The sequence below is a fragment of the Ruminococcus sp. RTP21484sp1_RTP21281st1_A8_RTP21281_210402 genome (assembly GCF_040914025.1).
Taxonomy (GTDB): Bacteria; Bacillota; Clostridia; order Lachnospirales; family Lachnospiraceae; genus Blautia_A; species Blautia_A faecis.
In genome coordinates this window covers 16,542-30,676 of the sequence record NZ_JBCPGE010000030.1, presented here as the reverse complement: position 1 = coordinate 30,676, position 14,135 = coordinate 16,542, and the positions used below count along the sequence as shown (strand labels likewise).

At 39.7% G+C, this 14,135-nt stretch carries 18 protein-coding genes; 16 read left to right on the top strand and 2 right to left on the bottom strand.

Annotation, left to right across the window (positions count from 1 at the left end):
• Positions 1-226: 226 nt before the first annotated feature.
• From AB5170_RS14445 to AB5170_RS14415, 7 genes are all read left to right on the top strand, one after another.
• The gene (locus AB5170_RS14445) at positions 227-478 is read left to right on the top strand and encodes a kinase (protein ID WP_118583122.1); all 252 of its coding nucleotides are present in this window, start codon (positions 227-229) and stop codon (positions 476-478) included.
• Between the two features lie 13 nt (positions 479-491).
• Positions 492-1,052, top strand: a complete 561-nt coding sequence (locus AB5170_RS14440) for a GNAT family N-acetyltransferase (RefSeq protein WP_173716727.1) — start codon at positions 492-494, stop codon at positions 1,050-1,052.
• Positions 1,053-1,097: 45 nt separating this feature from the next.
• Positions 1,098-1,856 carry a TSUP family transporter gene (locus AB5170_RS14435; protein ID WP_118583172.1) on the top strand — a complete coding sequence of 253 codons (759 nt, stop codon included), beginning with the start codon at positions 1,098-1,100 and terminating at the stop codon, positions 1,854-1,856.
• 167 nt (positions 1,857-2,023) lie between these two features.
• Positions 2,024-2,770 (top strand): SDR family NAD(P)-dependent oxidoreductase, encoded by a 747-nt coding sequence (locus AB5170_RS14430; protein WP_173716729.1) that lies wholly within the window; start codon positions 2,024-2,026, stop codon positions 2,768-2,770.
• Between the two features lie 92 nt (positions 2,771-2,862).
• Complete coding sequence (gene trxA, locus AB5170_RS14425) at positions 2,863-3,168, top strand: thioredoxin (RefSeq protein ID WP_005421612.1); 306 nt, start codon at positions 2,863-2,865, stop codon at positions 3,166-3,168.
• A gap of 12 nt (positions 3,169-3,180) precedes the next feature.
• On the top strand, positions 3,181-3,501 hold the full coding sequence (locus AB5170_RS14420; RefSeq protein ID WP_005421613.1) for a rhodanese-like domain-containing protein: 321 nt from the start codon (positions 3,181-3,183) through the stop codon (positions 3,499-3,501).
• Between the two features lies 1 nt (position 3,502).
• On the top strand, positions 3,503-5,194 hold the full coding sequence (locus AB5170_RS14415) for an FAD-dependent oxidoreductase (RefSeq protein ID WP_368361960.1): 1,692 nt from the start codon (positions 3,503-3,505) through the stop codon (positions 5,192-5,194).
• A 120-nt stretch (positions 5,195-5,314) separates the two neighbouring features.
• Here the strand turns inward: AB5170_RS14415 and AB5170_RS14410 are convergent, their stop codons facing one another.
• Entirely contained in the window at positions 5,315-6,049 is a 735-nt protein-coding gene (locus tag AB5170_RS14410; RefSeq protein ID WP_368365083.1) for a Crp/Fnr family transcriptional regulator, read from the bottom strand.
• A gap of 115 nt (positions 6,050-6,164) precedes the next feature.
• Between AB5170_RS14410 and AB5170_RS14405 the strand changes: the two genes are divergently transcribed.
• The 7 genes from AB5170_RS14405 (at position 6,165) to AB5170_RS14375 (ending at position 10,346) form a co-directional block, all read left to right on the top strand.
• Complete coding sequence (locus tag AB5170_RS14405; RefSeq protein ID WP_005330449.1) at positions 6,165-6,488, top strand: co-chaperone YbbN; 324 nt, start codon at positions 6,165-6,167, stop codon at positions 6,486-6,488.
• A 15-nt stretch (positions 6,489-6,503) separates the two neighbouring features.
• Positions 6,504-7,427, top strand: a complete 924-nt coding sequence (gene trxB, locus AB5170_RS14400; RefSeq protein ID WP_243874054.1) for a thioredoxin-disulfide reductase — start codon at positions 6,504-6,506, stop codon at positions 7,425-7,427.
• 165 nt (positions 7,428-7,592) lie between these two features.
• Positions 7,593-7,835, top strand: coding sequence for a hypothetical protein (locus AB5170_RS14395; protein ID WP_173736064.1), 243 nt, complete (start codon positions 7,593-7,595; stop codon positions 7,833-7,835).
• Between the two features lie 413 nt (positions 7,836-8,248).
• A complete protein-coding gene (locus tag AB5170_RS14390; protein WP_021926957.1) occupies positions 8,249-8,644 on the top strand; it encodes a methylglyoxal synthase in 396 nt (131 codons plus the stop codon).
• Entirely contained in the window at positions 8,641-9,195 is a 555-nt protein-coding gene (gene rsmD, locus AB5170_RS14385; RefSeq protein WP_118583107.1) for a 16S rRNA (guanine(966)-N(2))-methyltransferase RsmD, read from the top strand. Before AB5170_RS14390 ends, rsmD begins: the two co-directional genes overlap by 4 nt.
• 9 nt (positions 9,196-9,204) lie before the next feature.
• Positions 9,205-9,693: a pantetheine-phosphate adenylyltransferase gene (gene coaD / locus AB5170_RS14380; RefSeq protein WP_118583104.1), complete on the top strand. Its 489-nt coding sequence runs from the start codon at positions 9,205-9,207 to the stop codon at positions 9,691-9,693.
• A 17-nt stretch (positions 9,694-9,710) separates the two neighbouring features.
• Complete coding sequence (locus AB5170_RS14375) at positions 9,711-10,346, top strand: ATPase (RefSeq protein WP_118583101.1); 636 nt, start codon at positions 9,711-9,713, stop codon at positions 10,344-10,346.
• An 87-nt stretch (positions 10,347-10,433) separates the two neighbouring features.
• Here the strand turns inward: AB5170_RS14375 and AB5170_RS14370 are convergent, their stop codons facing one another.
• Positions 10,434-11,354, bottom strand: a complete 921-nt coding sequence (locus AB5170_RS14370) for a nucleoside recognition domain-containing protein (RefSeq protein ID WP_368361958.1) — start codon at positions 11,352-11,354, stop codon at positions 10,434-10,436.
• Positions 11,355-11,525: 171 nt separating this feature from the next.
• Here AB5170_RS14370 and AB5170_RS14365 point away from each other — a divergent pair, with 171 nt between their 5' ends.
• Both AB5170_RS14365 and AB5170_RS14360 read left to right on the top strand, forming a co-directional pair.
• Positions 11,526-12,977 carry an aminoacyl-histidine dipeptidase gene (locus tag AB5170_RS14365; RefSeq protein ID WP_195700302.1) on the top strand — a complete coding sequence of 484 codons (1,452 nt, stop codon included), beginning with the start codon at positions 11,526-11,528 and terminating at the stop codon, positions 12,975-12,977.
• 253 nt (positions 12,978-13,230) lie between these two features.
• A complete protein-coding gene (locus AB5170_RS14360; protein ID WP_270432397.1) occupies positions 13,231-14,064 on the top strand; it encodes a M23 family metallopeptidase in 834 nt (277 codons plus the stop codon).
• The last annotated feature ends 71 nt before the right edge of the window (positions 14,065-14,135 follow it).

Below are 14,135 nucleotides of genomic sequence, written 5' to 3'. Positions count from 1 at the left end.
TATTTCGCTATTTACTATAATAAATCATCGAAGCGTTTTTTACAATAGACAACCGCCGAAGATGTGTTATACTAGAAAAACAGGTGTTGCTGTGAACACAGGCAGTATTCCGCGAGGTGTTTTGGAATGGATTTTGACCAAGTTGCTGTGAACGGAGTGAACAGTAACAAACAGGTGTTGTTGTGAACAGCAATAACTAATAAATATGCAAGACGGGGGAATGAATATGAGATTGCAGACAGTACAGGATGCATTGAATCAAAAAAATATCAGGTTTGAATATACCGAAGAAGACGGATGCGGAAGTCTGGATTTTATGTTCCGCGGACTGAAATTCCATGTGTGGGAATATCACGATGGAGTCTGGGGTGCAGAGACAAATATCTATGAGGCAGGCAGAAGTGAGGATATTGAGGGCGATTATGAAGAAAAGATTGCTGGAGAAATTCTGTCATGGCCGGATATGATCAATAATTAAGCAGGAGAGAAAAATGAAACTTGTAAACATTGCCGATGAAGGCGCAAAATATAAATGGCAGCTTTATGATCTGTATGATAAAGCATTTCCGGAACAGGAGAAAAAGCCTCTGCAGGTAATGGAAAACCTGGTAGCAGATGGAAAGATGGAGATGCTTGCAATGGTTGACGAAGATGAATTCGTAGGACTGGCAATCAATCTGATCGATGCGGAGCAGGATAGGGCGCTTCTGGATTATTATGCAATTGTACCGGAGAAAAGAAATTACGGATATGGAAGCAGGGGACTGGAGGCATTACTTAAAAAGTTCAAAAATCATAAATATATTTTTGAAATAGAAACACAGGATGAAAAAGCAGAAAATGCTGAAGAACGCAAAAAAAGAAAGGCTTTTTATCTTCGGAACGGACTTCAGGAGACGGGATTGTTTGTAAATGTGTATGATACAGATTTTGAAATCCTTACACCGGACGGTGAGCTGACTTTCTGGGAATATGTAGATTTTCTGCGAGAAGTAATGTATGAAGAATACGTACAGATTCTTCGCCCGACATTGATTGCGATGAAAAAATAATAAAAATACAAAAGGAAATTAAGGACAGGGAACGTGGGAGAAAATGTGGTTTTAGTTTATCTGGTAGTATGTTTTTTTGTATTTCTGGCAGGATTTGTGGATTCGATTGCCGGAGGAGGCGGACTGATCTCACTTCCGGCATATATGATTGCGGGACTGCCGGTACATACTGCAATTGCAACAAATAAAATGAGCAGCTCCATGGGAACTTTCGTGGCATCTTTTCACTACATGAAAAAGGGCTTTATGAAATGGAAAATCTGTATTCCGGCAGTTTTTGGTGCAATTGCCGGATCCTGGATAGGATCTCATCTGGCTCTTCTGATTTCGGAGAAAGCTTTAAAGATCGCCATGCTGGTTGTGCTTCCGGTCATTTTGTTTTATGTACTGAGAAGCAAAGCACTGAAAGGAAAAGACGAAAATGCAACAGAAGTAATCAATGGAATGCTGATTTTTAAAAGTATTCTGATCGCAGCTGTAGTTGGTATTTATGATGGGATTTACGGACCGGGAACAGGAACATTTCTGATGCTTTTATTTACCGGTTTCTGTCATATGACATTAAACGATGCAGCAGGTGCCACAAAGGCAATCAATCTGACAACCAATATCACAGCACTTGTCGTATTTCTGATCAATGGCAAAGTGCTTTTGCCACTGGGAATTGCAGCAGGAGTTTGTAACATGGCAGGGAATTATCTTGGAAGTCATAGCTTTACTTCAAACGGTCACAAGATCGTAAAACCGGTTATGATTGTGGTGATCGTGATCTTCTTCATTAAAGTATTAACAGAACTGATTTGAAACACACAAAAGGGGACTTATTTCACATCCCCCTTTGTCTACAGTCTGAAACCCTGGTGCGTGTGAGCAACAGGGTTTTTTATTGCGATAGTTTGTGATGATATCACAGAAAATGATTTACCTTTTGCTTATAATGTAACTACAAACAAAGTAAGGAGGTAGTCTAAATGAGATTAAAAGATAAAGTTGCAATCATTACGGGTGGAAGCCGTGGTATAGGATTTGCTACATCTGATAAATTCTTGAAGGAAGGTGCTTCAGTTGTGTTGGCAGCAAGTTCACAGGAATCGGCAGATGTTGCTGTAGATAAATTAAAAGAAAAATATCCCAATGCAATAGTTGCTGGAATTAGTCCAAATCTGGCAAGCATGGAGTCTGTCAGAAAGGCTTTTAAAGAGGCAACTGAAAAATATGGATGTGTCGACATACTGGTAAATAATGCAGGGATTTCAGAAAACACCTCATTTATGGATTATACAGAGGAGACTTTTGATAAAGTCATGGATCTAAATGTAAAAGGAGTATTTAATACTACTCGTGTAGCAGCAGAATGTATGGTGGCAAGAGGCAAGGGGGTCATTCTCTCAACTTCTTCCATGGTGAGTATTTCGGGACAGCCAAGTGGGTTTGCTTATCCGGCATCGAAGTTTGCAGTAAACGGATTGACTGTATCATTAGCAAGAGAACTAGGACCTAAAGGTATTCGTGTTAATGCTGTTGCACCTGGGATTACAGAAACTGATATGATGAAGGCCGTGCCAAAGGAAGTTATCGAACCTATGATTGAAAGAATTCCATTGCGTCGTCTTGGACAGCCAGAAGATATTGCCAATGCGTTTGTGTTTCTTGCTTCAGATGAGGCGAGTTACATTACAGGTGTTATATTAAGTGTAGATGGTATGGCAAGAAGTTAAGTTAATGAGGTATGGTGATGTAATCACGGAAAATAAATGAAATTAAGATTATAATAAATCTACAAAAAGAAAAAGATAAGGAGGACTGTAAAATGTCTGCTATTAATATCAATAAAAATAATTTTCAGAACGAAGTACTGAATTCCGATAAACCCGTTCTTTTAGATTTTTGGGCATCTTGGTGTGCGCCTTGCCGCATGGTAGTACCTATTGTAGAGGAGATTGCAAGTGAGCGTAGAGATATTAAAGTTGGAAAGATTAATGTAGATGAAGAGCCTGAACTGGCAAATAAGTTCAGTATTATGAGCATTCCGACTTTAGTGGTTATGAAGAATGGGAAGATTGTACAGCAGGTTTCAGGGGCGAGACCTAAGAATGCGATTTTAGAAATGCTTTAGGGAGGTGTGCTAATGGGATTTTTTGATCTCTTTAAACAGTCGAATATTAATCAAGGCATAGAAGAATATAAAAGGACTGATGATGCAGTTCTGCTGGATGTACGTACACCGCAGGAATATCAGGAAGGACATATACCAGAAAGTAAAAATGTGCCGTTGCAGCAACTTGACAATATTGCTTCTGTAGCGAAGAATAAGGATATCCCACTGTTTGTATACTGTTATTCCGGTTCACGAAGCCGCCAGGCAACTGGGATACTGCAACGAATGGGATATTCTAAAGTAAATAATATCGGTGGCATTGCAGCTTACTCAGGAAAGGTGGAAAAATAAGATGAAGGTAATAATTGTAGGAGGTGTAGCCGGAGGAGCTACAGCCGCAGCAAGAATACGCAGACTGAATGAACATGCTGAAATTACTGTGTTTGAAAGATCCGGATACATATCCTATGCAAATTGTGGACTTCCATATTATATTGGAGACGTGATCACAGATCCGGAAGAACTTACATTACAGACACCAGAGAGTTTTTTTAAACGTTTCCATATCAATATGAAAATTCATCATGAAGTTATCTCCATACATCCGGATCGTAAAACAGTTTCAGTGAAAAATTTAGAGAATGGTGAGATATTTGAAGAAAACTATGATAAGCTGATCCTCTCTCCAGGTGCAAAGCCAACACAGCCGAGACTTCCCGGAGTAGGTATTGATAAGCTTTTTACACTTCGTACTGTAGAAGACACTTTTCGGATAAAGGAATATATAAATAAGAATCATCCAAAATCGGCTGTATTGGCAGGTGGCGGTTTTATTGGTCTGGAACTGGCAGAAAATTTGAGGGAGCTTGGCATGGATGTTACGATTGTCCAGCGGCCTAAGCAGCTGATGAACCCTTTTGACCCGGATATGGCATCCATGATCCATAATGAAATAAGAAAGCATGGGATAAAACTGGTACTGGGCTATACAGTAGAAGGATTTAAAGAAAAAGACAACGGAGTGGAGGTCCTGTTGAAAGATAATCCATCCCTTCAGGCTGATATGGTAGTTCTGGCAATCGGAGTCACACCAGACACAGTATTAGCAAAAGAAGCCGGTCTGGAACTTGGCATCAAGGAAAGTATTATAGTGAATGACAGAATGGAAACCTCTGTACCGGATATTTATGCTGCAGGTGATGCAGTTCAGGTAAAACATTATGTTACGGGTAATGATGCGCTGATTTCTTTGGCAGGACCAGCCAATAAACAGGGCAGAATCATCGCTGATAATATTTGTGGCGGTGATAGTCGTTACCTGGGCAGTCAGGGAAGCTCCGTTATAAAAGTGTTTGATATGACAGCAGCCACTACAGGTATCAATGAAACCAATGCCAAAAAGTCAGGATTAGAGGTAGATACAGTAATTCTTTCTCCTATGAGTCATGCCGGTTACTATCCTGGTGGAAAAGTGATGACAATGAAGGTGGTTTTTGAAAAAGAGACCTATCGTTTGCTTGGTGCTCAGATTATTGGATATGAAGGAGTTGATAAACGTATTGATGTGCTGGCAACAGCAATCCATGCAGGGCTGAAGGCAACCCAGCTGAAGGATTTGGATCTCGCATATGCACCGCCTTATTCCTCTGCCAAGGATCCTGTAAATATGGCAGGATTCATGATAGACAATATAGCAAAAGGTACCTTAAAACAATGGCATCTGGAAGATATGGATAAGATTTCTAGAGATAAAAGTGTTGTGTTGCTGGATGTGAGAACTGTAGGTGAATTTAACAGGGGGCATATGGATGGATTCAAAAACATTCCTGTAGATGAACTAAGGGAACGTATCAATGAAATTGAGAAGGGAAAGCCTGTTTACCTGATATGCCAGAGTGGGCTGCGAAGTTATATTGCCAGTCGTATTCTGGAAGGAAATGGATATGAAACATACAACTTCTCCGGCGGATTCCGCTTCTATGATGCAGTTGTCAATGACCGTGCGCTGATTGAAAAGGCATATGCATGTGGTATGGATTATTAAAAATAATCATAATATTTTTATAATTTTCTTATAGCATAAAAAGATCCCCCATTTATTAGAATGACTTTCATAATTCTGATAAATGGAGGATTCTTCTTTATATGTTACAGAAAAACAATTTTATGACCTTTGGAGTGTTTCCAGTCTTTTTGAATCAAGGATTGTGATTTGGCCGCGGGAGAGTTTGACGAGACCTTCGCCTTGAAAGTATCGAAGCATTCGAGTGATAACTTCCCTGTGGGAACCAAGATGATTAGCAATCGTCTCATGAGTGATTTTCAGCTCGTTTGTTCCTTCGATAGAGGTCTCTTCTAAAAGAAATGAAGCAACACGCTTATCCAAACTCTTCCACATGATTTGTTCAATCAGCCACATGACATCAGAAAAACGGGTGGCTATTAACTCATTGGTATAGTTTGCGACGGGAGCAGATTCCTTCATAATGCCCTTATAGATTTCAGCAGGGATGATCCAAAGATCAGTATCTTTTTCTGCTTCAATGGTTACTTCAAATTGAATGGAGCGTATGATACATGAGGCGGATAAAAGACACATATCCATATCGAACAGACGGTAAAGTGTAATCTCTCGTCCTTCATCTGAAAGTATGTAGGTTCGAAGCTGCCCGGATTTAACCAGTAATAATCCAGTGCAATCCAGGTTTCCATTGTGAATGATTGTCCCTTTTTTTACATACTGTGTGATTAAATTGTCTGAAATTATTTTTTTCTGTGTTGTATTTAAGTCATTCCATAGTGGAAAACAATTTTCGAAGTTCATAACCGTTATCTCCTTTACGAATATAGTATACTTGCTTTTTTTAGATGCGTCAATTATGTAACTGGCATATGCCACAAATAGAAATAAAAAGAAGTGTAATAAAGTAAATTATCTTTTCTGTGATATCATCACAGAAGCAAGATCTTTTATGCGATATATTAAGTTCAAACAGGAGAAGGAGTTGAAAAATATGACATCAATAAATATAAATAAAGAAAAGTTTGGACAATTAATTCATAAAGAAAAACCGGTTTTGGTTGATTTCTGGGCACCTTGGTGTGGTTATTGCCGTAGAATTGGAGCGGCTTATGAAAAAATAAGTGAAGAATACAGCGATATTCTTATTGCTGGAAAAGTAAATATTGATGAAGAACCACAGATTGCAGAAGCTGAAAAGATTGAGATAATTCCTACGCTGGTTTTATATCGGGATGGAAAGGCAATAGATTCTATTGTTGCACCTGAATCAAAAATAATGATAGAGAATTTTATTAATGAAGCATTGGAAAAATAAAAGGAGGACTGCTGTATGAATGAAAATCATGTTTACGATATGATTATCGTGGGGGGAGGACCTGGAGGGTATACTTCAGCATTATACGCAGCCAGAGCAGGATTTGATACAATTGTTTTAGAAAAATTATCTGCAGGTGGTCAGATGTCATTGACCTGGCAGATTGATAACTATCCTGGTTTTGAAAATGGAATTGACGGATTTTCATTGGCAGAGAAAATGCAAAAACAGGCGGAAAAATTTGGCGCTAAAAGTGAATATGCTGAAGTTTTTAATATGGATTTAACAGGAAAGCTTAAGAGAGTAGAAACTAGTTCGGGAATTTATATTGGGAAAACAGTAGTGATTGCTACTGGAGCAAATCCAAGAGAACTTGGTCTCGCTAAAGAAAAAGAATTGATAGGTCATGGGGTTGCTTATTGTGCCTCCTGTGATGGTATGTTTTATAAAGATAAGATCGTGGTGGTTGTTGGTGGTGGAAATTCTGCTGTATCAGATGCTGCTCTTTTAAGTCGAATTGCTAAGAAAGTCATCATTGTTCATCGTAGAGATACATTACGTGCAACGAAAATCTACCATGACCAGCTGATGAAAACTGAAAATATAGAGTTTCGATGGAACAATACAGTAAATGAACTGATTTATGGAGAACGATTGACTGGTGTGCGGTTGAAAGATACAGTTACAGGAGAAGAAAACATTATAGAATGTGACGGCCTGTTTGTGAGTATAGGAAGAAAACCGACAACAGATTTTTTAGATAATCAGATAGAACTGGATAATAAAGGATATATTGTGGCAGGTGAAAACACTGAAACGAGTATTCCGGGTGTTTATGCTGTAGGAGATGTCAGAACAAAGTTACTTCGTCAGATAGTAACAGCAGTGGCAGATGGTGCTATGGCAGTACATATGGCAGAAGAGTATGTGGAGAAATAATAATCAGAATTTGAATAGTGAACTTTTTATACTGAAATATGTACGATTTCAATAATGACATGAACTTTTGGGAACGTATTGCGGATACTTTGTGAACTTTATCCTGATACAATGATTATGCTGATGAAAGAAAGCATTCAGAATGGAATTACACTAGAAATACTTATGACAAAAAAACATAAGAAAACACCGGAAGAAAAAGCAGCTGTTGCGAAACAAAAGAAACAACAGATGAGAGCAAAACTGAAAAAAGAAACAAGAGATAATCTGGCTAAAGAAGAGATCTTGCAAGATGACCGATTTTTCTTTATTGCCGGTTATACCTCCGGAGGTGCACCGTATGGTATCACCTTGGAGGAAATGGGTCTGAAACCTTGGGATGATTTGGAGGAAAATAAAATGGTGTAAAAGTGGTGTAAACAAACAAAAATCAGCTGTGAAGATTATTGAAAACTATTGAAAACAATACGCTTCTCATATAAATATGCAAAAAAAAGTGGGTTGTTATATTTTTTTACATATAAAAAGAAATTGTGAAATTTTTATCTTTAAATGTGCGAAAATTATGAAAATTGTGCGTATTCATATACTTATACAGAAGAATTTTCATGTAATAAGGCTAAAAAATGAAGCGTAGCGGTAGAATACGGAGCTGATTTGCACAATAAAATATAAAAAAACCAAATAAATCAATACGTCATTTAAAAACAAATTCTTAACAAATAATGAATTTTGTATATATTCAAACGTTTTTGTTGCACTTCTTTTGTCAATTTGCTATAATTGGTACAATAAACAGAAAGAAATGGGAGAGGTGAACTATGAATTTAGGTATCATTGCACATAATAGTAAAAAAGTTCTCATTGAAGATTTCTGTATCGCTTATAAGAACATCCTGGCCAAGCATGAAGTATATGCTACCGGCACTACAGGAAGAAGAATTGAGGAAGCCACCGGTCTTCATGTCCATAAGTTTTTACCGGGCAGTATCGGAGGCGATAAGCAGTTCATGGAAATGGTAGAGCGGCAGGATCTGGATATGGTAATACTTTTCTATAATCCTGTTATGATAGATCCAAAGGAGCCAGACATCACAGCTATTGTAAAGCGCTGTGACCAGTATAATATTCCGGTGGCGACCAATATCGCTACTGCAGAACTTCTTATTCTTGGACTGGCCCGTGGTGATCTGGATTGGAGACTGAATCTGAAATGAGAGTCATCGCAGGAAAAGCAAGACGACTGAACCTTAAGACTGTGCCGGGTATGGACACACGCCCGACCACAGACCGCATCAAAGAAACTCTTTTTAATATTCTTCAGCCTGAACTTCTGGATTGTCACTTCCTTGATCTGTTCAGCGGAAGCGGTGCAATCGGCATTGAGGCATTAAGCCGCGGAGCAGCTCGGGCTGTTTTTGTTGAAAAAAATCCCAAGGCATGCACATGCATAAGAGAAAATCTGACATTTACAAAACTTGCAGATAGTGGTACACTGCTGAATATGGACGTGATGCAGGCCCTTCGTTCCTTAGAAGGAAAGGGCGTTTTCGACTGCATATTTATGGATCCCCCATATAACCATGAGCTGGAGCGTCAGGTTCTGGAATACCTTCAGGACAGCAGTATTCTGGATGAGAATACACTGATCATCGTGGAAGCTGACCTTACTACAGATTTCGGTTATGTGGAAGATCTTGGCTACAGACAGCTGCGTTCCAAAGAATACAAAACTAACAAGCATATCTTTTTATGCCGGGGAAAGTGAGAAAAATACATGGTAATAGCTGTTTATCCAGGAAGTTTTGATCCGGCCACTTATGGTCATCTGGACATAATCAAGCGTGCAAGCGTATCTTTCGACAAAGTAATCGTAGGAGTTTTGCATAATTCTGCAAAAAGTCCGTTGTTTTCTGTTGAAGAACGTGTTAATATACTAGAAAAGGCAACAAAAGACATGGAGAATGTAGAAATCAAGGCATTCAAGGGTCTTTCTGTGAACTTTGCCAGAGAGAATCATGCACAGGTGATCGTGCGCGGGCTTCGTGCAGTTACAGATTTTGAATTTGAACTGCAGATGGCACAGACAAACCGAGTGCTTGCTCCGGATATTGACACCGTGTTTCTGACGACAAGCCTGGAATATGCATATCTTAGCTCTACTATTATGAAAGAAGTAGCAGGCTATGATGGCGACCTGAGCAAATTTGCTCCGCCGGAAATTACCGAAGCTGTTAAGAAAAAAATGCACGATTTGAAGAAATAGAATAAGGAGAGTTTACTATGAGCAGCAGAATTGAACAGATCATTGAAGAAATCGAAGAATATGTAGACAGTTGTAAATATCAGCCACTTTCTACAACTAAGATTGTAGTGAATAAAGAAGAAATCGAAGAGCTTCTTCGTGAACTTCGTCTTAAGACTCCAGACGAGATCAAACGTTATCAGAAGATCATCAGCAATAAGGATGCCATCCTTGAGGATGCACAGACAAAGGCAGATGCACTGATCGCAGATGCACAGAATAAAGCTCAGGAGCTTGTTACCCAGCATGAGATCATGCAGAAAGCATATGCGCAGGCAAACGAGACTATCAATGCAGCGAATCGTCAGGCTCAGGAGATTCTGGATTCCGCTACACAGGATGCTAACAGCATTCGTCTCAGCGCGATCACATACACAGATGACATGATGGCAAACATCGGTTCCGTACTTACCCAGACTCTTGAGGATGCTGGCGGCAAATATAAAGGATTCATCGATGCTCTTCAGGCATGCATGGATGTTGTAAACCATAACCGTCAGGAGCTTGCGCCACAGACTGCTCAGGCAGCTGCAATGTCCGGCTCTTATCAGCCGGCTGATACAGAGGCTTCCAAGGAAGATGAAGCTCTTCTGGACGAGATTGGCGATAACTAATTTTGCTGCGCGAAATATAGCAGACTTTATCTGATTGTGATTCACTAAAACTATTCTATAAATGTTTTATGTGAGCAGGGATCATGTTTATAAGAATATAAGTATGAGAGCAGCAGTAACTGCTGCATTCATACATTTGGCAGAAGCGTACGGATGAAGGGAGAGTTCCTTTCCAAGTACGCTTTTTGTTTGCGCCATAATACAGAATCCTCCGAATGCACTCATACACAGTGCAAGAAGTACACGAAGTGAATAAGAAAACCCGGACAGCAGGAGCCCATGGAGACCAGTGGTAACTTCTATCAGTCCGAGAAGAATATATTTTCCCTGTGCCGGAAGATACCAGAAATGACTTATGGCTGCGGACAGAATAGAGAACATAAGAATATAACCCCCCAGTTTTGCCATAGTTTCAAAACTATTCATAATGACAAAATCCAGGAGCCTGGCAGAAGTATATTCCTGCTCAGATGTTTTTTGCGTACAAAAGGAAAGCAGTGAGTTTTTTCTATAGAATGTAAAGCGAAAAAAACACATGCAGATCATGTCTGATAGAAACAGAATCCCCACAAGAAAACCAATATGTAATTTTCCCTCCAGACAGATATGTCCCACATAAGTAATAAGAAAGGCCGGACTTGGATTATTGCAGAAAGTTAACAAATATTCAGCCTCCTGCCGGCTGATTTTTCCAGCATAATACAAATCTGCGGTTAATTTTGCCCCCATAGGGTAACCGGTGAGAAGTCCCAGAAGAAATACATAGGCTCCTCCCGGAGAAAGCCCAAAAACGACCTTGAAAAAAGGAGCAGTTGGTTGTAAAATTTTTGTAATCCAATCTGTGTGCACCAGAATTCCTGTAAGGATCATAAACGGAAGAAGGGTAGGCAGTAAGGTCTCCAACCACAGTTTCAGTCCGTTTCTTGCCGCAGCAAGAGCTTCGGCCGGGTAACACAGAAGGAAGAGTAAAAGCAGGATAACAGAAAGCAGGATTATTTTTTTCTTCATTTTGACCTCGTTATTAAAATAAAAGCCCAACATGTGAAGTTATAGTCAGGTTGTGTTCAGCAGCCTGAAGTATGTTTAAAAAATCATTATATAAAATTTATATTCTGTTTCTGTCTCAAAATGCCGAAAAGATAAATACAAACCATATATAAAATTTTGGAGGTAACCCATATGGCAATTTTAGAAAACTTCGAACCCAAAAATGTGTTTCACTATTTTGAGGAAATCTGTGGTATTCCACATGGTTCAGGAAATACAAAACAAATCAGTGATTATCTGGTGAATTTTGCAAAGGAACATGATTTGAAATATGTTCAGGATGACATGAATAATGTTGTGATTTATAAACCTGCAACACCTGGCTACGAAAACGCGCCCACAGTCATCCTTCAGGGACATATGGATATGGTTTGTGCGAAATGCCCGGAAATCGAACATGATTTTACAAAGGATGGACTAAAGCTGGTTGTGAAAGATGGCTTTTTATCAGCCGAGGGCACTACTCTTGGCGGCGATGACGGAATTGCAGTGGCTTATGGCCTTGCGCTTTTAGACAGCACAGATTTGCCGCATCCGGCTTTGGAGGTTGTTTTCACCGTCGATGAAGAGACGGGGCTTCTGGGCGCTGACGGATTCGACTGCAGCCTTTTGAAGGGAAGAAGAATGATCAATCTGGATTCTGAAAAAGAGGGCTGTCTGTGGGTAAGCTGCGCTGGTGGTGTTGCTGGAAATTCTTATCTGCCAGTCCGGCGTGTGGACGCTTCCGGCAGAAAAGTTAACGTAAAAGTCTGTGGACTTGTGGGAGGCCATTCCGGAGCTGAAATACACAAAAACCGCGCAAGTGCCAATATTCTTATGGGACAGTTTCTTTATGAACTTTCCCATGTCTGTGGCTATGCATTAAAAGAATTAGAAGGTGGTCAGCAGGACAACGTTATTACAAAAGAATGCGAAGCGGTTCTTCTTGTGCTTCCGGAAGAAATTTCTCAGATCACTTCCCTTGCAAAGAAAATGCAGAAGGATTTCCGGGCAGAATACACTGGTACAGATGATACTATTACAATTCAGATAACAGAAGAAGGGGATATGGATGCACAGGTTCTTCATCCCACCAGCCAGGAAAAAGTGCTTTTTTATCTGATGAACATGCCATTTGGTGTTAAGAAAATGAGTGGTACCATAGAAAATCTGGTGGAAACCTCCTGCAATCCCGGAATTCTGAAGCTGTATGGGGACGAGTTGTTTGTACAGACCAGTATCCGAAGCTCTGTAGGAACTGCCAAAGAGGCTCTTTCCCATAAAATTCAATATCTGACAGAATTTCTGGGAGGCGAATATGAGACTGAGGGGGCTTATCCTGCATGGGAGTATCGTAAAGCTTCTCCTCTTCGTGACAAGATGGTAGAAATTTATAAAAACATGTACGGTAAAGACCTGGAGGTAGTTGCCATTCATGCCGGTCTGGAATGTGGTATTTTTTATGAGCGAATGGAAAACCTTGACTGTACCTCTCTTGGACCGGATATTCTGGACATCCACACCAGCAAAGAACGCCTTGATATGGCTTCTGTGAAACGGGTTTGGGAATATCTGACAGAAGTATTGAAAAATTTGAAAGACTGATAATTACATGTATATTTAAAAGCCTGTTTTTCATAAAGCTTTTGGCATACCCCCATTAAATAGTAACTGTGGCTGCCATAGCCTTTGATCATTCGAATCAGCTGTATTTGGAAAAATATTTTCCATACAGCTGATTTTTTGTTCTAATTTTTTTGATTTTCCATATATTATCTGAGGGTGAAAAAATCGTTACTATTTACTGGTAACAAAAAAATCATCCACCTTTTCCCATATATTAAAGAGAGGAAATGCCATGAAAAGAAAGACCGGGAAACACTTACTCCTTCTTCTTTTTCTTTTGCCGCTGCTTATCTTGCTTCAGAATTTTATTCAGCAAAGAAGCCAGGCCTCCCTGTTAAAACCGGACACCTGTTTTACAGAAAGCTTCCGGGAACAGGCTTTGTCGTCTGCGCTATATGCAGAGTTAGAAGAAAGAGTACATTCGGATGGAGAATTTGCCGATCTTCTTACAACAACTATGCTGAATGGAAAATTTTTTCCAAAATATCTTTCCGGGAACAGGGAAGCATATCTCCGCTTCAAGCCCAAAGCCTATTATGACCTGAGAAGCTGTTATCTGGCTGTCTGGAAAGATCTGGAAAATTTTCCCATTCCGATCAGAAACGATAGAGAAATATGGCAAGAGATTTTTTATGAAAACACCTTTGGCGCTGCTCGAAGCTATGGTGGAAGCCGGACGCACGAAGGCTGCGATCTCTTTGGCAGGGTTTCTCAATCCGGATTTTATCCTGTGATTTCCATGACTGATGGCAAAATAGAAAAAATCGGATGGCTTCCTCTTGGCGGATACCGGATCGGAATCCGTTCTCCTCATGGAGGGTATTTTTATTATGCCCATCTTGCATCCTATGAAAAATATTTTCAGACAGGTGAAGCAGTGGAAGCGGGGCAGATTCTTGGATTCATGGGAGATACCGGATACGGAGAAGAAGGAATGTCCGGAAAATTTCCGGTTCATCTTCATCTGGGAATCTACATAAATCCACAGGGAAAAGAGGAACTGAGTGTAAACCCTTACTATGTCTTACAGGCAATGGAGAAAAAAGTAAAAAAATACACTTATTGATAACAAATTTTTTGAAATATATGCTATAATAATTAAACATATGGGCAGACACACTTAAATTTAACTGCGGA

Excerpts from the sequence above, each read along its gene's own strand:
- AB5170_RS14445 (WP_118583122.1), top strand. The coding sequence starts at position 227 with ATGAGATTGCAGACAGTACAGGATGCATTGAATCAAAAAAATATCAGG.
- AB5170_RS14440 (WP_173716727.1), top strand. The coding sequence starts at position 492 with ATGAAACTTGTAAACATTGCCGATGAAGGCGCAAAATATAAATGGCAG.
- AB5170_RS14430 (WP_173716729.1), top strand. The coding sequence starts at position 2,024 with ATGAGATTAAAAGATAAAGTTGCAATCATTACGGGTGGAAGCCGTGGT.
- trxA (WP_005421612.1), top strand. The coding sequence starts at position 2,863 with ATGTCTGCTATTAATATCAATAAAAATAATTTTCAGAACGAAGTACTG.
- AB5170_RS14420 (WP_005421613.1), top strand. The coding sequence starts at position 3,181 with ATGGGATTTTTTGATCTCTTTAAACAGTCGAATATTAATCAAGGCATA.
- AB5170_RS14415 (WP_368361960.1), top strand. The coding sequence starts at position 3,503 with ATGAAGGTAATAATTGTAGGAGGTGTAGCCGGAGGAGCTACAGCCGCA.
- AB5170_RS14405 (WP_005330449.1), top strand. The coding sequence starts at position 6,165 with ATGACATCAATAAATATAAATAAAGAAAAGTTTGGACAATTAATTCAT.
- trxB (WP_243874054.1), top strand. The coding sequence starts at position 6,504 with ATGAATGAAAATCATGTTTACGATATGATTATCGTGGGGGGAGGACCT.
- AB5170_RS14395 (WP_173736064.1), top strand. The coding sequence starts at position 7,593 with ATGACAAAAAAACATAAGAAAACACCGGAAGAAAAAGCAGCTGTTGCG.
- AB5170_RS14390 (WP_021926957.1), top strand. The coding sequence starts at position 8,249 with ATGAATTTAGGTATCATTGCACATAATAGTAAAAAAGTTCTCATTGAA.
- rsmD (WP_118583107.1), top strand. The coding sequence starts at position 8,641 with ATGAGAGTCATCGCAGGAAAAGCAAGACGACTGAACCTTAAGACTGTG.
- coaD (WP_118583104.1), top strand. The coding sequence starts at position 9,205 with ATGGTAATAGCTGTTTATCCAGGAAGTTTTGATCCGGCCACTTATGGT.
- AB5170_RS14375 (WP_118583101.1), top strand. The coding sequence starts at position 9,711 with ATGAGCAGCAGAATTGAACAGATCATTGAAGAAATCGAAGAATATGTA.
- AB5170_RS14370 (WP_368361958.1), bottom strand. The coding sequence starts at position 11,354 with ATGAAGAAAAAAATAATCCTGCTTTCTGTTATCCTGCTTTTACTCTTC.
- AB5170_RS14365 (WP_195700302.1), top strand. The coding sequence starts at position 11,526 with ATGGCAATTTTAGAAAACTTCGAACCCAAAAATGTGTTTCACTATTTT.
- AB5170_RS14360 (WP_270432397.1), top strand. The coding sequence starts at position 13,231 with ATGAAAAGAAAGACCGGGAAACACTTACTCCTTCTTCTTTTTCTTTTG.